This window comes from Streptomyces sp. NPDC037242 (genome assembly GCF_055604165.1).
Genome location: NZ_JBVJUY010000040.1, coordinates 1 through 18,424, shown reverse-complemented (window position 1 = coordinate 18,424; position 18,424 = coordinate 1). Strand labels below are relative to the sequence as shown.

Annotated in this window: 16 protein-coding genes; 4 read left to right on the top strand and 12 right to left on the bottom strand. The window is 73.7% G+C overall.

Going from position 1 to position 18,424, the window contains the following annotated elements; genetic code table 11:
- Positions 1-214: 214 nt before the first annotated feature.
- From ACZ7GJ_RS33645 to rsmI, 8 genes are all read right to left on the bottom strand, one after another.
- A complete protein-coding gene (locus ACZ7GJ_RS33645; RefSeq protein ID WP_470757119.1) occupies positions 215-2,008 on the bottom strand; it encodes an ABC-F family ATP-binding cassette domain-containing protein in 1,794 nt (597 codons plus the stop codon).
- A 28-nt stretch (positions 2,009-2,036) separates the two neighbouring features.
- A complete protein-coding gene (locus tag ACZ7GJ_RS33640; protein ID WP_470757117.1) occupies positions 2,037-3,374 on the bottom strand; it encodes an acyltransferase family protein in 1,338 nt (445 codons plus the stop codon).
- 93 nt (positions 3,375-3,467) lie between these two features.
- Positions 3,468-4,376 (bottom strand): 4-(cytidine 5'-diphospho)-2-C-methyl-D-erythritol kinase, encoded by a 909-nt coding sequence (locus tag ACZ7GJ_RS33635; protein WP_470757116.1) that lies wholly within the window; start codon positions 4,374-4,376, stop codon positions 3,468-3,470.
- On the bottom strand, positions 4,373-5,272 hold the full coding sequence (gene rsmA / locus ACZ7GJ_RS33630) for a 16S rRNA (adenine(1518)-N(6)/adenine(1519)-N(6))-dimethyltransferase RsmA (RefSeq protein WP_365916755.1): 900 nt from the start codon (positions 5,270-5,272) through the stop codon (positions 4,373-4,375). The genes ACZ7GJ_RS33635 and rsmA overlap by 4 nt, the downstream gene beginning before the upstream one ends.
- A gap of 30 nt (positions 5,273-5,302) precedes the next feature.
- The gene (locus tag ACZ7GJ_RS33625) at positions 5,303-6,502 is read right to left on the bottom strand and encodes a ubiquitin-like domain-containing protein (protein ID WP_470757202.1); all 1,200 of its coding nucleotides are present in this window, start codon (positions 6,500-6,502) and stop codon (positions 5,303-5,305) included.
- A 438-nt stretch (positions 6,503-6,940) separates the two neighbouring features.
- On the bottom strand, positions 6,941-7,822 hold the full coding sequence (locus tag ACZ7GJ_RS33620; RefSeq protein WP_470757113.1) for a TatD family hydrolase: 882 nt from the start codon (positions 7,820-7,822) through the stop codon (positions 6,941-6,943).
- A gap of 10 nt (positions 7,823-7,832) precedes the next feature.
- Complete coding sequence (locus ACZ7GJ_RS33615) at positions 7,833-8,327, bottom strand: hypothetical protein (RefSeq protein WP_470757111.1); 495 nt, start codon at positions 8,325-8,327, stop codon at positions 7,833-7,835.
- 171 nt (positions 8,328-8,498) lie between these two features.
- A complete protein-coding gene (gene rsmI, locus ACZ7GJ_RS33610) occupies positions 8,499-9,413 on the bottom strand; it encodes a 16S rRNA (cytidine(1402)-2'-O)-methyltransferase (protein ID WP_470757109.1) in 915 nt (304 codons plus the stop codon).
- 105 nt (positions 9,414-9,518) lie between these two features.
- Between rsmI and ACZ7GJ_RS33605 the strand changes: the two genes are divergently transcribed.
- The 3 genes from ACZ7GJ_RS33605 to ACZ7GJ_RS33595 all read left to right on the top strand — a co-directional run bounded on the left by ACZ7GJ_RS33605 (position 9,519) and on the right by ACZ7GJ_RS33595 (position 13,765).
- Positions 9,519-11,294, top strand: coding sequence for a dolichyl-phosphate-mannose--protein mannosyltransferase (locus ACZ7GJ_RS33605; protein WP_470757107.1), 1,776 nt, complete (start codon positions 9,519-9,521; stop codon positions 11,292-11,294).
- A gap of 118 nt (positions 11,295-11,412) precedes the next feature.
- Complete coding sequence (locus tag ACZ7GJ_RS33600; RefSeq protein ID WP_470757105.1) at positions 11,413-13,062, top strand: penicillin-binding transpeptidase domain-containing protein; 1,650 nt, start codon at positions 11,413-11,415, stop codon at positions 13,060-13,062.
- A gap of 217 nt (positions 13,063-13,279) precedes the next feature.
- Entirely contained in the window at positions 13,280-13,765 is a 486-nt protein-coding gene (locus tag ACZ7GJ_RS33595) for a YbaK/EbsC family protein (RefSeq protein WP_470757103.1), read from the top strand.
- 69 nt (positions 13,766-13,834) lie between these two features.
- Here ACZ7GJ_RS33595 and ACZ7GJ_RS33590 read toward each other — a convergent pair whose 3' ends face one another.
- The 4 genes from ACZ7GJ_RS33590 to ACZ7GJ_RS33575 all read right to left on the bottom strand — a co-directional run bounded on the left by ACZ7GJ_RS33590 (position 13,835) and on the right by ACZ7GJ_RS33575 (position 17,721).
- Positions 13,835-15,001 carry a serine hydrolase domain-containing protein gene (locus tag ACZ7GJ_RS33590; RefSeq protein WP_470757101.1) on the bottom strand — a complete coding sequence of 389 codons (1,167 nt, stop codon included), beginning with the start codon at positions 14,999-15,001 and terminating at the stop codon, positions 13,835-13,837.
- Positions 15,002-15,102: 101 nt separating this feature from the next.
- The gene (locus ACZ7GJ_RS33585) at positions 15,103-15,906 is read right to left on the bottom strand and encodes an energy-coupling factor ABC transporter ATP-binding protein (protein WP_470757099.1); all 804 of its coding nucleotides are present in this window, start codon (positions 15,904-15,906) and stop codon (positions 15,103-15,105) included.
- Complete coding sequence (cbiQ, locus tag ACZ7GJ_RS33580) at positions 15,894-16,655, bottom strand: cobalt ECF transporter T component CbiQ (RefSeq protein ID WP_470757097.1); 762 nt, start codon at positions 16,653-16,655, stop codon at positions 15,894-15,896. The genes ACZ7GJ_RS33585 and cbiQ overlap by 13 nt, the downstream gene beginning before the upstream one ends.
- 1 nt (position 16,656) lies before the next feature.
- Positions 16,657-17,721 (bottom strand): energy-coupling factor ABC transporter permease, encoded by a 1,065-nt coding sequence (locus ACZ7GJ_RS33575; RefSeq protein WP_470757095.1) that lies wholly within the window; start codon positions 17,719-17,721, stop codon positions 16,657-16,659.
- A 190-nt stretch (positions 17,722-17,911) separates the two neighbouring features.
- Between ACZ7GJ_RS33575 and ACZ7GJ_RS33570 the strand changes: the two genes are divergently transcribed.
- The gene (locus tag ACZ7GJ_RS33570; protein WP_470757093.1) at positions 17,912-18,316 is read left to right on the top strand and encodes an SsgA family sporulation/cell division regulator; all 405 of its coding nucleotides are present in this window, start codon (positions 17,912-17,914) and stop codon (positions 18,314-18,316) included.
- Positions 18,317-18,424: the final 108 nt, after the last annotated feature.

Here is an 18,424-nt window from a genome sequence, read left to right as displayed (position 1 = left end):
TCGGCGTCGGGTGGTGGGGAGGATGACCTTTCTATCACTCACGGCGCCCATACATCGGGCCGGTCCGCCCCCTGTTCCCAAGGGAGGACCGGCCCGTGACGCCGCCGTTATCCGGCCAGTGGAAATCCGGCGGCCCTAGGTGACGCCTGACGGATGTCCGCGGTGTCGCGACGCCCGGCACGCGCTCTCGCCGCGGACATCCGCCAGACACCCCCTACGCCTCCTCCGCCAGCTCCAGCCAGCGCATCTCCAACTCGTCCCGGTCCGAGATCAGTTCGCGCAGCTCGGCGTCGAGCTTGGCGACCTTGTCGAAGTCGGTGGAGTTCTCGGCGATCTGGGCGTGCAGGCCGCTCTCCCGGTCCGCCATCTTGTTGAGCTGCCGCTCGATCTTCTGCAGCTCCTTCTTCGCCGCGCGGGCGTCGCCCGAGGCGGTCGACTTCGCGGCGGCGACGGGCGCCGGGGCCGCGGCCTCGATCATCCGCTGGCGGCGCTCCAGGTACTCGTCCAGGCCGCGCGGCAGCATCCGCAGGCTCGCGTCGCCGAGCAGCGCCATCACCGTGTCGGTGGTGCGCTCGATGAAGAACCGGTCGTGGGAGATCACGATCATCGAGCCGGGCCAGCCGTCGAGGAGGTCCTCCAGCTGGGTCAGGGTCTCGATGTCGAGGTCGTTGGTGGGCTCGTCGAGGAAGAGGACGTTGGGCTCGTCCATCAGCAGGCGCAGGATCTGCAGCCGGCGCCGCTCACCGCCGGAGAGGTCGCCGACCGGCGTCCACTGCTTCTCCTTGGTGAAGCCGAACTGCTCGCACAGCTGCCCCGCCGTCATCTCACGGCCCTTGCCGAGGTCGACGCGGTCGCGCACGCGCTGGACGGCTTCCAGGACCCGCAGCGAGGGGTCGAGCTCGCCGACCTCCTGGGAGAGGTAGGCGAGCCTGACGGTCTTGCCGACCGTGACGGAACCGGCCGCGGGCTGGACCTCGCCCTGCGTGCGGGCGGCCTCGGCGAGGGCGCGCAGCAGGGAGGTCTTGCCGGCGCCGTTGACGCCGACGAGACCCACGCGGTCGCCGGGGCCCAGGTGCCAGGTGAGGTGCTTGAGCAGCGTCTTGGGTCCGGCCTGGACGGTGACGTCCTCAAGGTCGAAGACGGTCTTGCCCAGGCGGGCGTTGGCGAACCTCATCAGCTCGGAGGTGTCGCGCGGCGGCGGCACGTCGGCGATGAGCTCGTTGGCGGCCTCGATGCGGTAGCGCGGCTTGGAGGTGCGGGCGGGGGCGCCGCGGCGCAGCCATGCCAGCTCCTTGCGCATCAGGTTCTGCCGCTTCGACTCCTCGGTGGCGGCGATCCGCTCGCGCTCGGCGCGGGCGAAGACGTAGTCGCTGTAGCCGCCCTCGTACTCGTGGACGTCACCGCGCTGCACGTCCCACATGCGGGTGCAGACCTGGTCCAGGAACCAGCGGTCGTGCGTGACGCAGACGAGCGCGGAGCGGCGCTCCTGGAGGTGCTTGGCCAGCCAGGAGATGCCCTCGACGTCGAGGTGGTTGGTGGGCTCGTCGAGCACCAGGAGGTCCTGGTCGGCGATGAGCAGCTGGGCGAGCGCGATGCGGCGGCGCTCGCCGCCGGACAGCGGGCCGATGACGGTGTCGAGGCCCTGCCCGAAGCCGGGCAGGTCCAGGCCGCCGAAGAGGCCTGTCAGCACGTCGCGGATCTTCGCGTTGCCGGCCCACTCGTGGTCGGCCATGTCCCGGATGATCTCGTGGCGGATGGTGGCCGCGGGATCGAGGGAGTCGTGCTGGGTGAGTACGCCCATGCGCAGGCCGCTGTTCTGGGTGACCCGGCCGGTGTCGGGCTCCTCCAGCTTGGCGAGCATGCGGATGAGGGTGGTCTTGCCGTCGCCGTTGCGGCCGACGACACCGATCCGGTCCCCCTCGGATACGCCGAGGGAGATGCCGTCGAGCAGGGTACGGGTTCCGTACACCTTGCTGACTGCCTCGACATTGACCAGATTGACGGCCATCAGACGCGCTCCAGGGAAGGGGTGTGGATCAGCCCCTCAGCCTAACCCTCCGGGGGGAGGCGGACCGTTCCACCAGCAGGGCGCCCCCGACGGCCATGGCGATCGCGGCCGGTGCGGTCAGCGGGAGCGCGATCAGGGTGGCGCTGTGGCCGTCCAGGAGGCCGCCGAGGCCGGTCATGGAGAGCCCGAGGACACCGAGCAGGCACAGGGTGGTCCCGACGGCGGCGCGGGGCCCGGAGCCGGCGGGGGCGCCGCTCCCCACGGCCTTGCCGGGGGCCTCGAAGCGCCGGAAGGCGGCCACCAGTACGCCGGTCAGCGCGGCCGCGGCCGCCATCCGTACCGGCACCTGCGCCCACCACGCCGCGGAGGCGGGTTCGGGGAGCGCGAGGCCCAGGCCGAGCTGGACGGCGTACACCGCCAGCATGGCGGTGAGGTGCCAGAGGAAGGCGGTCATGGCGACGCCGTTGGCGGCGACGACCGCGCGCCAGGCGCGGGGCCGGGCCAGCAGCCGGGTGGCGGGGTGCCTGAGCAGTTCCACGGCGCCCACGAGCCACATCCCGTGGCACAGCAGGGCGAGGGTGGGCGGGGCCATGTTGGAGACCTTCTCGCCGGGCATCCCGACCATGGAGAGCGGGTAGGGCCCGTACGCCACCAGGGCGACGGCGCCCAGCAGCCCGGCGGCGGCGAGCACCGCGGGGCGGCGCGGCAGGCCGAGGCGGCCGTCGGCGCGCAGGAAGCCGAGCTGGTGGACGGCGAGCCAGACGAAGCCGAAGTTCAGGAACTCCACGTACGGCACACCGAGCGCGAAGCGCAGCACGTCGACCAGCGCGGCCGCGCCCGCGAGCGCGGCGAAGGCCCCCCAGCCCCACCGTTCGTGCAGCCTCAGCAGCGGCGGGGTGAAGGCGACCATGGCGAGGTAGATCCCGATGAACCACAGCGGCTGCGTCACCAGCCGCAGCGCGGCCCCGGAGAGCCGCCCGTCGCCGCCGCCGGCGAGCTGCACGGCGAGCGCGACGGCGGTCCACACGAGGACGAAGACCAGCGTGGGACGCAGCAGCCGCTGCAGCCGGGCCCGCAGGAAGGCTGCGTACACGGGCCCGTCGGCCTTGCGGCGCAGGGACCGGTAGGACAGGGCGTGGGAGAAGCCCCCGACGAAGAAGAACACCGGCATGACCTGGAGCCCCCAGGTCAGCAGCTGGAGCGGCGGCAGCAGCGCGAGCAGGTTGCCTATCCCGTCCGCGCTGACCGCGGCCATCAGCCAGTGCCCGCAGATGACGGTGCCGAGCGAGGCGACGCGCAGCAGGTCGACGTAGCGGTCCCGGGTGGCGGGTGTCGCGGCGGCGAGTTCGGAGGCGGTGTGTCCCATACCCGTACGGTCGCGGCCGGCCCGCACCCCCCACCAGGGTGCGGGTACTCAATCCGGGCCTGAGTACGGGCGGGCGCGGGGGCGCCGACGGGGTCAGGACGGCAGGACGGTGGCTCCCGGCGCCGGGGAGGCGGCCACGCGGGTGGCGCGGCAGGTTCCCGAGGCGGCCAGGGCCGCGGCCACCTTCTCGGCGGTTTCCGCGTCGCGGCACAGGAAGGCCGTCGTGGGCCCCGAGCCGGAGACCAGCGAGGCCAGCGCCCCGGCCGCGGTGCCCGCCGCGAGGGTGTCGGCCAGCTGGGGCCGCAGCGAGAGCGCGGCGGGCTGGAGGTCGTTGGCCAGGGTCGCCGCCAGCGCGTCCGGGTCACCCGAGGCGAGGGCCGCCAGGAGCTCCGGGGAGGCCTGCGGGACCGGGATCTCGCGCCCCTCGGCCAGCCGGTCGAACTCGCGGAACACCGCAGGGGTGGACAGCCCGCCGTCGGCGACGGCGAACACCCAGTGGAACCCACCCGCGTCGAGCGGGCTCAGGACCTCGCCGCGCCCCGTGCCCAGCGCCGCGCCGCCCACCAGGCTGAAGGGGACGTCGCTGCCCAGTTCGGCGCAGATGTCGAGCAGGTCCCCGCGCGCGGTGCCCAGGCCCCACAGCGCGTCGCAGGCCAGCAGGGCCGCCGCGCCGTCGGCGCTGCCGCCCGCCATGCCGCCCGCGACCGGGATGTTCTTGGCGATGTGGATGTGCACGTCGGGGGCGACGCCGCCCCGGGCCGCGAGGATCTGCGCCGCCCGCGCCGCGAGGTTCGTGCGGTCCAGCGGGACCTGGTCCGCGTCCGGGCCGGTGCAGGTGACCGTCAGCTCGTCGGCGGGGGTCACGGTGACCTCGTCGTACAGGGAGACCGCGAGGAAGACGTTCGCCAGGTCGTGGAAGCCGTCGGGGCGCGCCGCGCCGACCGCCAGCTGCACGTTGACCTTCGCCGGGACGCGTACGGTCACGCTCGCCGTCCCGCTCACAGCGCGGGCCTCTGCTCCGCCGGCTTGTGCTCGGCGATCGCGGCGAACTCCTCCACCGTCAGCGACTCCCCGCGGGCCTGCGGCGAGATGCCGGCGGCGACCAGGGCCGCCTCCGCGCCCGCCGCCGAGCCGGCCCAGCCGGCCAGTGCGGCGCGCAGCGTCTTGCGGCGCTGCGCGAAGGCCGCGTCGACCACCGCGAAGACCTCCGCCTTGGAGGCGGTGGTCTTGATCGGCTCGGTGCGCCGCACGAGCGAGACGAGACCGGAGTCGACGTTGGGCGCGGGCCAGAAGACCTTGCGGCCGATGGCCCCGGCGCGCTTGACGTGCGCGTACCAGTTGGCCTTGACGGAGGGGACTCCGTACACCTTGTTGCCCGGCTCGGCGGCGAGCCGGTCGGCGACCTCCGCCTGCACCATGACCAGGGTCCGCTCGATGCTGGGGAACCGGTCGAGCATGGTCAGCAGCACCGGCACGGCCACGTTGTACGGCAGGTTCGCGACCAGCGCGGTCGGCGCCGGTCCGGGGAGTTCCTCCACGAGCATCGCGTCGGAGTGGACCAGCGCGAAGCGGTCCTTCTTCTCCGGCATCCGTGCCTCGATGGTGGCGGGCAGCGCCGCGGCCAGGATGTCGTCGATCTCGACGGCGACGACGCGGTCCGCGGCCTCCAGCAGCGCGAGCGTCAGCGAGCCCAGGCCCGGCCCGACCTCGACGACCACGTCGTCGGGCCGCACCTCGGCGGTGCGCACGATGCGGCGCACCGTGTTGGCGTCGATGACGAAGTTCTGGCCCTTCTGCTTCGTCGGGCGTACGCCGAGGGCGGCGGCCAGCTCTCGGATGTCGGCCGCGCCGAGAAGGGCGTCAGGAGTTTTTTCGGGCTGCTGCTCTGCGGTGCTCACCGGTAAAGCGTCTCAGATCGGCAGGGGTGCTCAACCCCGTGTGAGCCTGCGGCCGCAGTGGGGCCAGGGGCTCGCCCCCCTCTGCACGTAGAGCTTCTTGGCCCGGTACGTCTGTTCCGCGCCCGGGGCGTCCTGGGGGCGGCCGTTGCCGCCGAGGGACTGCCAGGTGCGTACGTCGAACTGGTACAGCCCGCCGTACGTGCCCGACGGGTCGGTCGCGCCGGGGCGGCCGCCGGACTCGCAGTGGGCCAGCGCGCCCCAGTCGAGGCCGTCCGCGCCGGCGACGGAGGTCGGCAGCGGCTTCGTGCCGACCTTGACGAGCTGCGTGACCGGCTCGCGGACCGTCTCCTCGGCGATCCGGCGGGGTTTCTGCCGGACCCCGTTGACGGTGCGCAGGCTGTAGGTGACCCGGCGCGCCCCGGGCCGGCCTGCGCGCTCGACGACTTCGGTGCCGGCGAAGAGCCCGGCGTCCTTGACCTTCTCGGTCTCGTACGGGATGCGTTCCTCGCGGACCTCGCGGGTGCCGGTGATGCGCAGCACGGTGACGGTCTGGCCGTCGCGCGGGAAGGATCCGGCGGGTACCGAGGTGGTGTCCTGGCCGTGCAGGGTGATGCCGGCCTGGCCGAGGGCCTCCTGGACGGTGGCGGCGTTGGTGCGCAGGGTGGTCTCGCGGCCGTCGGCCATGAAGGTGATGCTGCGTTCGGTGCGCACGGCGAGGGTCAGGCCGACGCGCGGGACGGGCGCGGTGCGCGGGGTGGAGAGGTAGGCGCCCTCGACTCGGATGCCGAACTGGCGCAGGGCTCCGTCCACGGTGCGGGCGGTGGTCCACACCTGGCGCTGTTGTCCGTCGACGGTGAGCCGCAGGGGGCGGCCGTAGTGGACGACGACCCGGTCGCCGTCGTCCAGGGCCTCGCCGGGGGTCGGGGCGACGAGGTCGTGGGGTCCGACGCCGAGTCCTTCGGAGGCGAGCAGTTCGTCGACGTCGTCGGCGAAGGTGTGCAGGGTCCGCGGGACCCCGTCCACGGTGAGCCGCACGGTCTTGTCGGCGGCGACGAAGGCGGTGGTGCCGCCCGCCAGGAACGCGACGACCAGGGCCTGCGGCACGATCCGCCGCCAGGTCCCGGCCGGGGTGGGCGCGGGGGCGGCCCGGCGCCTGCCGGTGCCGGGCGGGGCGGGCGCGGTCGCGGGCGCGGGCTGCGGCGGCGCGGCGCCCGGGCCGCCGTCGGGCATCGCCGCGCCGCGGCGCCTGCCCGTGCCGGGTGCCACGGGCGCGTCCAGGGTGGCGGTGGCCGTGCCACCTGCGGTCCCGTCGGCGGGGTCCGGGCCGGGCGGCGGGCCCGTCTCGGTGCGCCGGCGGCGCCCGGAGCCGCCCCGGGGCGAGGGCACGCCGGGCTCGGGCTCCCGGCCGGGGCCGGGGTTCGCGTACGGATCCGCGTACGACTGCGCGTACGGGTCCCGGTCCGCGTACGGATCCGGATCCGGGTACGGGCCGGGGGCGGGCCAGGACACCGGTCCGGCCCCGTCCCCGTACACCCCCGTGAAAGGGCTATCGCTCACGACGCTCGCTCCGCTGGTCCGTCCCCGCTGCTTCGGGCACGGCACCCTAGCGGAGCGACCGTCACTCACCAAAGCCGGGCGACTACCCAGCGTGGCGGCGCGCCCGGCGGATCAGTACCCGAAGGCGCGCGCCGTGTTCGCTGCCAGCGCCGTCGCCATGGCGTCCTCGTCGATGCCGCGGACCGCGGCCATCGCCCGTACCGTCAGCGGAATGAGGTACGGCGCGTTGGGCCGTCCGCGGTACGGCGCGGGGGTGAGGTAGGGCGCGTCCGTCTCCACGAGCACCAGCTCCAGGGGGGCGACCGCCAGGGCCTCGCGCAGGGGCACGGCGTTCTTGAAGGTGACGGTCCCGGCGAAGGACATGTAGTACCCGGCGGCGGCGCACTCGCGGGCCATCTCCGCGTCCCCGGAGTAGCAGTGGAAGACGGTCCGCTCCGGCGCGCCCTCCTCGCGCAGTACGCGCAGCACGTCGGCGTGGGCCTCGCGGTCGTGGATGACCAGTGCCTTGCCCTGGCGCTTGGCGATCTCGATGTGGGCCCGGAAGGAACGCTCCTGCGCGGCCATCCCCTCGGGGCCGGTGCGGAAGTAGTCCAGTCCGGTCTCGCCGACCGCCTTCACGTGCGGGAGCGCCGCGAGGGCCTCGATCTCGGCCAGCGCCTCGTCGAGCGCGGCCTCGCCGCCGCCGGCCCGCGCGCCCTGCCGGGACCAGCCGTCGGGATCGCCGTGCACGATGCGGGGGGCTTCGTTCGGGTGAAGGGCCACGGCCGCGTGGACGTTCTCGTACGCGGCGGCGGTCTCGGCGGCCCAGCGCGAGCCCTTCACGTCGCAGCCGACCTGGACCACGGTGGTCACGCCGACGGACGCGGCCTTGGCCAGGCCCTCCTCGACGGTGCCCAACTGCATGTCCAGGTGGGTGTGCGAGTCCGCCACCGCCACCCGGAGGGGTTCGGGCAGCGGCGGCGGTGCGTCCTTCGAAGCGGTGCTGGTGCTCATACGGCCGATCTTATGACCGGCGGAAGAACCCCATGAGGCGGCCGAGCAGGCCCTGGCTGCGCCGGGCCTCGTCGAGCGAGACGGGTCCCGGTGCGTCGTGCAGCCGGGTCGCCTTGCGCGGCTTCGGGGGCCGGGGGACGTTCTCGCCCGCGGGCACGGGTCCGGCGATCCCGGGGGCGATGCGGTGGTGGTAGAGGTGGTCGATCATGCCGAGCACGGAGGAGACCTGGCCGGCCCGCATGATGCGTACGACGTGGCCGCCGCAGTTCAGGCAGGTCGGGTTGGACAGCGGCGAGGGCACCCGCTCGCCCTTGACCGTGTACATGATGAACGGCTGGCCCTTGCCGTCGACGTGGTGTTCGATCTCGTACGCCTGCTCCCAGCCGTATCCGCACCTCATGCAGGCGAACGAATAGGCCTCGTGCACGGTCTGCACGGCAGGGTCGGAGCCGGCGTCGGGTGCGGCGACGGGTACGGGTACCGGGGTGTCAGCGATCTCACTCATGCCAGCTCCTCTTGTTCCACTGGTGCCATTGCCAGTGGACGCCTCTTCGGGCGGGAGCGCATCAGGCCCTGTCTAGTGTTGGACGGTCTTTGGGCGACTCCATGCCCAAAGCGCCCGGTGCGCGGTCTGAGCTTGTCTGGGCTTTGCTTTTCAGGTTATCCCTTTACCGACTTACGGCACCTTTTGTGCCGCATTCTTTGCCGCGACGACGGCGTCGAAGACCTCGCGCTTGGGTACGCCGGCCTCGGCCGCCACCGCCGCGATGGCCTCCTTGCGCCGTTCCCCGGCCTCCTCGCGCACCTTCACCCGGCGCACGAGCTCCTCGGCGTCCACGTCGCCCGGCGCCGCGGCCGGGGCGCCCTCGACCACGACGGTGATCTCGCCGCGCACGCCCTCCGCCGCCCAGGCGGCCAGCTCGCCGAGTCCGCCGCGCTTGACCTCCTCGTAGGTCTTGGTCAGCTCGCGGCACACGGCGGCCCGGCGGCCGGCGCCGAACACCTCGGCCATCGCGGCCAGGGTGTCGTCGAGCCGGTGCGGGGCCTCGAAGTAGACGAGCGTGCGCCGCTCGCCCTCCACCTCGCGCAGCCGGCTCAGGCGCTCGCCCGCCTTGCGCGGCAGGAAGCCCTCGAAGCAGAACCGGTCCACCGGCAGTCCGGACAGCGCGAGCGCGGTGAGCACGGCGGAGGGCCCGGGCACGGCCGTGACCTTGATGTCCTTCTCCACGGCGGCGGCGACCAGCCGATAGCCGGGGTCGGAGACCGACGGCATGCCCGCGTCGGTCACCAGCAGCACCCGCTTGCCCTCCTCCAGCGCCTCGACCAGCTCCGGGGTGCGCGCGGACTCGTTGCCCTCGAAGTACGAAAGGACGCGCCCGGTGGTGTGCACGCCCAGGCCCTGGGTGAGGCGGCGCAGCCGGCGGGTGTCCTCGGCGGCGACCACGTCGGCCCGCTCCAGCTCGGCCGCGAGCCGCGGCGGGGCGTCGGCGAGGTCGCCGATCGGGGTTCCGGCGAGCACGAGGACGCCGGGGGCGCCGGGGGCGCCGTGCGAGGGGGTGGTGTCGGTGGCGCGGGGCTGGTCAGTGGTCACCGCACCATCCTCTCAGCCGTCACGGGCGCTCCGGCCGCGCCGCCCGACGCTCCTTGATGCCCCTGCCGCCGGTGCACTCACAGCGGCGTTCCCTACGATGACCCGGTGACCAGTACCGCGACGCCGCCGCCCAGCTCCGCGGGGGCCCCGCCCTCCTCCGAGGCGGGGCGCGACTCCGCCGCCCAGCCGTCCGTCTGGCTGCGCCGCCTGCGCGGCTTCGGCTACGTGCCGCCGGCCGGGTCCGCGCGCCGCGCGGACGTGCGGACCCGGCTGGTGCCCCCGTACGCCCGGCCCTCGGCGCAGCTGTGGACGGCGCTCGGCGTCCCGGCCGCGGCGACGGCCCACTGGCAGCGGGTGCTGGCGTGGGCGGGGCCGCTGCTGGTGGCGCTGGTCGCCGGCGTGCTGCGGTTCGCGCACCTGGGCAGCCCGAAGGCGGTGATATTCGACGAGACGTACTACGCCAAGGACGCCTGGGCCACGGTCCGGCAGGGTTACGAGGCGAGCTGGCCCAAGGACATCGACAAGTCGATCCTCGCCAACCCCGACGGGGTCCCGCTACCGCTGGAGCCGGGCTACGTCGTGCACCCGCCCGTCGGCAAATGGGTGATCGGGCTCGGCGAGTGGATGTTCGGCTTCGATCCGTTCGGCTGGCGGTTCATGACCGCCCTGCTCGGCACCCTGTCCGTGCTGATGCTGTGCCGGATCGGGCGGCGCCTGTTCCGCTCCACGTTCCTCGGCTGCCTGGCCGGCGCGCTGATGGCGGTGGACGGCCTGCACCTGGTGATGAGCCGGACCGCGCTGCTCGACCTGGTCCTGATGTTCTTCATCCTGGCCGCCTTCGGGGCGCTGGTCATCGACCGGGACAAGGCGCGGGCCCGGCTCGCGGCGGCGCTCCCGGTGGACGAGGAGGGCCGGACCCGTCCGGACGTGCGGATCGCCGAGACCCTGAACCTGGGCTGGCGCCCGTACCGGATCCTGGCCGGCATCTGCCTGGGCCTGGCCTTCGGTACGAAGTGGAACGGCCTGGTGGTGCTGGCCTTCTTCGGTGTCCTGACCGTGCTGTGGGACGCCGCGGCCCGCCGCACCGCGGGCGCGGGCGCGCCGTACGCCGCGATGCTGCGCCGCGACGCGCTGCCCGGCTTCCTGTCCACCGTCCCGGTGGCGGTGGCCGTGTACCTGACGTCCTGGCTCGGCTGGATCCTGAGCCCGGACAACGGCAAGGGCGGCTACTTCCGCGACTGGGCGGCCAACAACGACCAGCACAGTTCGCTCTCCTTCCTGCCGGAGTGGCTGCGCAGCCTGTGGCACTACGAGACCGAGGTCTACAAGTTCCACGTCGGCCTGACCTCGGGGCACACCTACGAGTCCAACCCGTGGAGCTGGCTGGTCCTGGGGCGGCCCGTCTCCTATTTCTACGAGTCCCCCGCGCCCGGCACCGACGGCTGCCCGGCCACGGAGACGGCCAAGTGCGCCCGCGAGGTCCTGGCCCTGGGCACCCCGCTGCTGTGGTGGGCGGGCTGCTTCGCGCTGCTGTACGTGCTGTGGCGCTGGATCTTCCGCCGCGACTGGCGGGCGGGCGCCGTCGCCTGCGCCCTGGGCGCGGGTCTGCTGCCCTGGTTCAACTACCAGGAACGGACGATCTTCTTCTTCTACGCGGTGGTCTTCCTGCCGTACCTGTGCCTGGCGGTGGCGATGATGATCGGCGCCATGCTGGGCCCGGCGGGCTCCTCGGAGCGCCGGCGCGCCCTGGGGGCGATCGGTGCGGGTGTGCTGGTGCTCCTGATCGTGTGGAACTTCATCTATTTCTGGCCGATCTACACGGGCCAGACCCTGCCGATGGACTCCTGGCGCAACCGGATGTGGCTGGACACCTGGGTCTGACGGATAGTTCCGGTCCGGTAACAACAGCACGTGCACGTGCTCGCTCAGCGTAAGGTCCACCCCAGAGGTTCTTGAACATGTTCAGGACCTACGACACGGGGAACGAACGGGGATTTACGTGAACGGGGCGGCGAAGGGTGCCATCGTCGGCGGTGCATTGCTGGCGATGCTGGGCGGGGCCGGGTACGGGGTGTACGCGCTGGTGGGGGACGCCGGCGGAAACGGGGACGACAAGAAGGGCGGCGCGGTCGGCGGGGCGCCGCAGAAGCCGGCGAAGGGCAGCGGGCCCGTCAGCGAGAAGGAGATCGCCGAGACCGCCAAGGCGTTCCTCGCCGCATGGGCCGCCGGGGACGCCCGGGCGGCCGCCGACCTGACGAACAACCCGCAGGAGGCCCAGACGGCCGTCGCGGACTACGCGGCCAAGGCCTACGTCGCCAAGGCCGCGATCACCCCGGGCACGCCGACCGGCACCATGGTGCCGTTCACCGTCGCCGCCGAGATCACGTACGAGGGCGTGACCAAGCCCCTCGCGTACGAGTCCAAGCTGACGGTGGTGCGCGGGATCACCAGCGGCCTGCCGCTGGTCGACTGGCAGCCCGAGGTCATCCACCCGCAGCTCCAGAAGGGCGACAGGCTGCGCGCGGGCACCCCGCCGAGCCCGCCGGTCAAGGCCGTCGACCGCAACGGCAAGGAGCTGACGGCCGAGCTGTACCCCTCGCTGCGGCCGGTACTGGACTCGCTGCGCAAGACGTACGGGGAGAAGGCGGGCGGCACCGCCGGCTCCGAGATGTGGATCGAGCCGGCCGCCCAGGACGCCCCCCGACGGAACCTGCTGACGCTGGCGGAGGGCAAGCCGGGGCGGATCGAGACCGTGCTGGACGCCGACGTGCAGGCGGCGGCGGAGAAGGCGGTCGGGCGGTTCCCCGAGGCCTCGGTGGTCGCCGTCAAGCCGAGCACCGGGGACATCCTGGCCATCGCCAACCACCGCAAGGACGGCTTCAACGCGGCCATGCTGGGCGGGCGGGCGCCCGGCTCCACGATGAAGATCGTGACGGGGGCGATGCTGATCGACCGCGGGCTGGTGGCGGCCGACAAGGTGGCCGAGTGCCCGGCGACGGTGTCGTGGGACGGCCGCACCTTCAAGAACATGAACGACTTCAAGCTCGACAACGAGCCCTTCGCGACGAGCTTCGCCCAGTCGTGCAACACCGCCTTCATCAAGCAGATCAAGCCGGTGGGCGACAACGCGGCGCTGCCCAAGGAGGCGCGCGAGGTCTTCGGCATCGGCCAGCAGTGGAAGACCGGCATCCCCAGCTTCGACGGCGACGTGCCGGAGGCGTCGGGCGCGGCCGCGGCGGCGGAGTACATCGGCCAGGGGCAGATCCGGATGAACCCGCTGAACATCGCGTCCATCACGGCGACCGCCCGGACCGGGGTGTTCCGCCAGCCGGTGGTCGTCAAGGCCTCGCTGGACGGACGCGACCTGGCCCGTGCCTCGCGGCCGATGAAGCCGGCGGTGGCCGCGCAGCTCGTACGGATGATGAAGCTGACGGCCACCAGCGGTACGGCGCAGGGCGCGATGGCCTCGGTCACCGGCTCCGACAAGGGCGCGAAGACCGGCTCGGCGGAGGTCGGCGGCGCGGCCAGCAGCCCGGACAGCTGGTTCACCGGCTTCAGCGGTGACGTGGCCGCGGCCGCGATGGTCGAGGGCGGCGGCCACGGCTCGGACGCGGCGGGCCCGATCGTCGCGCAGGTCCTCAATTCCTGACGCGCCCCTCGCACCGCTGCGCGGGCCTCGGGCGGTGGCGGGATACGGGGCCCCCTCCGCCCGGCGCCCGGGCCTGGATCCGGCCCGGCCCGGGGGCCCGTCCCAGCGGTAGCCGGGGGAGCTTGAGGCGGGGGTCGGGGGCCGGCCCCCGGGCAACGGCGCCGCACCCGCGTAAATCCGGCCGCGCCAAGGGGCGGGGCGGGGGTAGCGTCGGCGCATGACGACTGCGCACCCCCGCTTCGCCGAAGCCCTCGCGGAGCTCGGCCTCGACGGCTTGGACGTCCGCACCTTCCCGGACGGCACCCGCACCGCCGCGGACGCCGCCGCCGCGATCGGCTGCGAGCTGAGCCAGATCGCCAAGTCGCTGGTGTTCGCCGCGGACGGCGTCCCCGTACTGGTCCTCATGGACGGGGCGTCCCGCGTGGACGTGGACGCGGTGCGCCGGGAGCTCGGCGCGGCCGAGGTGACCCGGGCCGACGCGGCGCTGGTGCGCGAGACCACCGGGTACGCCATCGGCGGTGTGCCGCCCTTCGGCCACCGCACCCGCACCCGGGTGCTCGCGGACCGCTCGCTGCTCGCGCACGAGGTGGTCTGGGCGGCCGCCGGCACCCCGCACTCGGTGTTCCCGATGGCCCCGCGGGACCTGATCGGGCACGCGGGGGCCGTACTGGCCGACGTACGGGAAGGGGCCCCGCGGCCCTAGGGAGTGTCGTCAAAGTGGCGTCGGTCGCCCGAAGGCCCCGCCGGCCAGACGGGACTTTGACGACACGACCTAGAGGACCGACTGGAGGGCCCTGACCAGGGACTGGGCCCTCGGGTCGGCGGTGACCGACTTGGCGTGGGCGTTGGTGACGTAGCCGAATCCGACCCCCGCCTCCGGGTCCGCGAACGCCAGAGAGCCACCGCGGCCCGGGTGGCCGAAGGAGGCCGGGGACAGCAGCGGAGAGGCGGGGCCGTGCAGCATGTAGCCCGGCCCGAAGCGCGTGCCCACCACCAGGACCCGGTCCGGGCCGGCCGCGAACTCCCGCGCGGCCAGCGCCGTGGTCGCCGGGGTGAAGATCCGCGCGCCGTCCTCGACCACGCCGATGGTGGCGGCGTAGAAGCGGGCCAGAGCGCGTGCCGTGCCGATGCCGGCCGAGCCGGGGAGCTCGGCGGCCTGGTAGACGGGGTCGTTCTCGTCGGGCAGCGGGTCGATGGCCGCGAAGGCGCGGCGGGTGAGGGAGTTCGGGTCGGCGTAGGCCTCGGAAACGTTTCTCCTCGGCCGGGTCCGCAGCAGGCCCGCGCTCTGCGGCGGGTCGACGGGCGCCACCCGGCCCACCCGGTGCGCCTCGGCCTCCGGCAGGCCGATCCAGAAGTCGAGCCCGAGCGGCTCGGCGATCTCCTCGGCCAGGATCGAGCCCACGGTGCGGCCGGTCGCCCGCAGCACCAGCTCGGACAGCAGCCAGCTGAAGGTCTGCGCGTGGTAGCCGTGCGCGGTGCCCGGCTCCCAGAAGGCCTGCTGCGCCGCGACCGCACGGGGCCCGGACACCCCGTCGGCCGCCTGCTCCATGGTCAGGCCCCGGTCCAGCGCGGGCACCCCGGCCTGGTGCGCGAGCAGGTGGCGGACCAGCGTCTTCTCCTTGCCGCCCGCCTTGAACTCCGGCCAGTACGAGCTCACCGGCGCGTCCAGGTCCAGCAGCCCGCGCTGGTGCAGCAGCAGCGGCACGGCCGCGGCCACGCCCTTGGTCGCCGAGCGGACGATCTGCGCGGTGTCCTCCGTCCAGGGGGCCCTGGGCTCGGTGCCGTTCGCGTCCTTCGTGCCGCCCCACAGGTCGACGACCTTGCGGCCGTCCCGGTACACGGACACGGCCGCGCCCCGGTCCCCGAGCACCTCGAAGTTGCGCGCGAACGCGTCCCTGACGGGCTCGAAGCCCTCTGTCACCGTCCCGTGGACATCCACGTCTGCTCCCCGCACGTGCCGCGGCGCCCCGACGGCGCCCACGTCGCAGTGCAACACGCGCCGGACGCCCCTGCTTCCCCGGGTCCCCGGAGCGGCGCCGATCAGTGCGAGGGACGCGTCAGGAGCGCCGTACGCGGGTCGAAGCCGAAGGGGAGCTCCAGGCGGTGGGCCCGCATCAGCTCCTCGTCGCACAGGAGCTCGTGCGTGCGGCCGTCCGCCGCGATGACCCCCTCGCTGAGGACCACCGCCCGCGGGCACAGCTCCAGCGCGTACGGCAGGTCGTGCGTCACCATCAGCACCGTCACGTCCAGCGAGCGCAGGATGTCCGCCAGCTCCCGCCGCGAGGCGGGGTCCAGGTTGGACGAGGGCTCGTCCAGGACCAGGATCTCCGGCCGCATGGCCAGTACGGTCGCCACCGCGACCCGGCGCCGCTGCCCGAAGGACAGGTGGTGCGGCGGCCGGTCGGCGAACTCCGCCATCCCGACCTGCTCCAGGGCTTCGCGTACGCGGGTCTCCAGCTCGGCGCCGCGCATCCCGGCGGCGGCCGGGCCGAAGGCCACGTCCTCGCGGACGGTGGGCATGAAGAGCTGGTCGTCGGGGTCCTGGAAGACGATCCCGACCCGGCGGCGGATCTCGGCGAGGTGCCGCTTCGCCACCGGCAGCCCCGCCACCGTCACCGAGCCGACCCCGCCGCCCAGGATGCCGTTGAGGTGCAGCACCAGGGTGGTCTTGCCGGCGCCGTTGGGTCCGAGCAGGGCCACCCGCTCGCCGCGGCCGACGGTCAGGTCGACCCCGAAGAGGGCCTGGTGGCCGTCCGGGTAGGCGTAGGCGAGACCGGCCACTTCCAGCGAGGGCGGGGGCGGGGAGGCGGGCGAGGGGGAAGCGGAGTGGTTCACAGCGTCCATCCCATCAGACAGACGGCGAGGGCCGTCACCGGGAGCACGGCCGCGTACGCCCACTGGGCGCGCGTGGCGGCGACTTCGTCGATCACCGGCATGGAGCCGGTGTAGCCGCGGCTGACCATCGCGAGGTGGACCCGCTCGCCGCGCTCGTAGGAGCGGATGAACAGCGCGCCGGCGGTCTTGGCCAGCACACCCCAGTGCCGGATCCCGCGCGCCTCGAAGCCGCGCGAGCGGCGGGCGATCGACATCCGGCGCAGCTCGTCGGTGATCACGTCCCCGTACCGGATCATGAAGGAGGCGATCTGTACGAGCAGCGGGGGCAGCTTCAACCGCTGCAGGCCCAGCAGCAGCGCCCGCAGCTCGGTCGTCGAGGCGAGCAGTACGGACGCGGCGACGCCCAGCGTGCCCTTGGCCAGTACGTTCCAGGCGCCCCACAGCCCGGAGACGCTGAGCGACATGCCGAGGAAGTCGACCCGCTCGCCCTGCGCCACGAAGGGCATCAGCACGGCGAAGGCGACGAAGGGCACCTCGATGAACAGCCGGCGCAGCAGGAAGCCGGCCGGGATCCGGGCCGCGGCCGTGACCGCCGCGATGAGGACGGCGTACAGGCCGAAGGCCCACACCGCCTCGCGCGGGGTGGACACGACGACCAGCACGAAGGCGAAGGCCGCGGCGAGCTTGCAGTGCGGCGGCAGCGCGTGGATCGGGGAGTGCCCGTGCCGGTAGAGCTTGTGGGCGTGGCCCGCGCCCATGTCAGGCGGCCGACGGGGCCGAGGGGACGGGGGCGGCCTCGTCCGTGCGGCGGCGGCGCACCGTCCAGAAGATCCCGGTGCCCACGGCGATGGTCGCGCCGACGCCGATGACCCCGGCGAGGCCGCCGGAGAGGCGGGCGTCGTCGACGTCCTTGACGCTGTAGTCGGCGAGCGGGGAGTCGGCGGCCGCGTGCTCGGTCACCTTCTGGTCGATGCCCTTGTCGGCGGCGACCTTCTCCAGGCCGTCGGGGCTGGCGGAGGCGTAGAAGGAGACGAAACCGGCCAGGACCAGGGCGGTGACCAGGCCGGTGGCCCACACCTTCTTCGGCGAGCGGGCGGCGACGGCGGCGGCAGCGGGGGCTGCTGCGGCGGCCGGAGCGTCGACGAGCTCGCCGCCGACGCGCAGCTTCAGCGGCGCGGACAGGCCGCGCGCACCGTGCACCAGGTCGGGGCGTACGGCCAGTACGGCGCCCACGGTCGCGGCGGTGATGGCGGCCTCGCCGATGCCGATCAGCGTGTGGACGCCGACCATGGCGGCGAACACCTTGCCGAGGGGCACGTCGGTGGTGCCGCCGAGGGAGTAGAAGACGGTGAACATGGCGGCCGCGGCGGGCACCGAGACCAGCGCTCCGACGAAGGCGGCCGCGGTCACCGAGCGGCGGGTGTCGGGCAGCAGCTTCAGCAGCCCGCGGAAGATCGCGTACGCGACGACCACGGTCACGACGCCCATGGTCCAGACGTTGACGCCGAGGGCGGTCAGCCCGCCGTCGGCGAAGAGGACGCCCTGCATGAGCAGCACCACGGACACGCACAGCACGCCGGTGTAGGGGCCGACGAGTATCGCGGCGAGCGCCCCTCCCAGCAGGTGGCCGCTGGTACCGGCGGCGACCGGGAAGTTGAGCATCTGGACGGCGAAGATGAAGGCGGCGACGAGGCCGGCGAGCGGCGCGGCCCGCTCGTCGAGCTCCCGGCGGGCACCGCGCAGGCTCACGGCGACCGCTCCGGCGGCTGCGACGCCTGCGGCGATGGAGACGGGGGCGTCGATGAAGCCGTCGGGTACATGCATGGGGCTGCTCCGCTTCTGCGGTGGTGCTCGCGGTGAGACTCACCGAATCTTTAACCGTTCAAGGATAGTGCCCAATTGCAAACCGTTGGCAAGAGCATCCACATCACAAATAGCGGCGCGCGGATTCGTGGGAATGTGCGAGGCTGGGGGCAATACGGACGGATATGTTCCGATTCGAGGAGTCTTGTCGATGTCTGCGACCGCCGAGAATCCACCCACGACCGCCGGTGCGACCGCCACCGTCGCCGCCGCCGTCGAGGAGCGCGTCCGCGCGCGGGTGATCACCGACGACCCGCTCTACCGGGCCATCCCGGTCGCGCTGCGCTTCGCCCCCGCCGAGCCCCTTGCCGTACGGATCGTCTTCCCCGCCGGCCTCTCCCCCGAGGGCACCGACAACGAGTGGGTCTTCCCCCGCGCCCTCCTGGAGGCGGGCCTCCAGGCCCCGACCGGCACCGGCGACGTACGCGTCTGGCCCTGCGGGCGGGTACAGGCCGTCGTGGAGTTCCACTCCCCCGAGGGCGTCGCCGTGGTCCAGTTCGACATCGCCGCCCTGCGCCGCTTCCTGCGCCGCACGTACGCCCCCGCCACCCGTTAGGCGGCATCCAACGGCAGCGGGGGGGGGGGGGGGGGGGGGGGGGGGGGGGGGGGGGGGGGGGGGGGGGGGGGGGGGGGGGGGGGGGGGGGGGGGGGGGGGGGGGGGGGG

What these genes read in the sequence shown, in the direction of transcription:
- ACZ7GJ_RS33615 (WP_470757111.1), bottom strand. Translation starts at nt 8,327, where the DNA reads ATGAGTGAGATCGCTGACACCCCGGTACCCGTACCCGTCGCCGCACCC.
- ACZ7GJ_RS33625 (WP_470757202.1), bottom strand. Translation starts at nt 6,502, where the DNA reads ATGCCCGACGGCGGCCCGGGCGCCGCGCCGCCGCAGCCCGCGCCCGCG.
- ACZ7GJ_RS33595 (WP_470757103.1), top strand. Translation starts at nt 13,280, where the DNA reads ATGACGACTGCGCACCCCCGCTTCGCCGAAGCCCTCGCGGAGCTCGGC.
- ACZ7GJ_RS33575 (WP_470757095.1), bottom strand. Translation starts at nt 17,721, where the DNA reads ATGCATGTACCCGACGGCTTCATCGACGCCCCCGTCTCCATCGCCGCA.
- ACZ7GJ_RS33570 (WP_470757093.1), top strand. Translation starts at nt 17,912, where the DNA reads ATGTCTGCGACCGCCGAGAATCCACCCACGACCGCCGGTGCGACCGCC.
- ACZ7GJ_RS33620 (WP_470757113.1), bottom strand. Translation starts at nt 7,822, where the DNA reads ATGAGCACCAGCACCGCTTCGAAGGACGCACCGCCGCCGCTGCCCGAA.
- ACZ7GJ_RS33585 (WP_470757099.1), bottom strand. Translation starts at nt 15,906, where the DNA reads ATGGACGCTGTGAACCACTCCGCTTCCCCCTCGCCCGCCTCCCCGCCC.
- ACZ7GJ_RS33645 (WP_470757119.1), bottom strand. Translation starts at nt 2,008, where the DNA reads ATGGCCGTCAATCTGGTCAATGTCGAGGCAGTCAGCAAGGTGTACGGA.
- ACZ7GJ_RS33640 (WP_470757117.1), bottom strand. Translation starts at nt 3,374, where the DNA reads ATGGGACACACCGCCTCCGAACTCGCCGCCGCGACACCCGCCACCCGG.
- cbiQ (WP_470757097.1), bottom strand. Translation starts at nt 16,655, where the DNA reads ATGGGCGCGGGCCACGCCCACAAGCTCTACCGGCACGGGCACTCCCCG.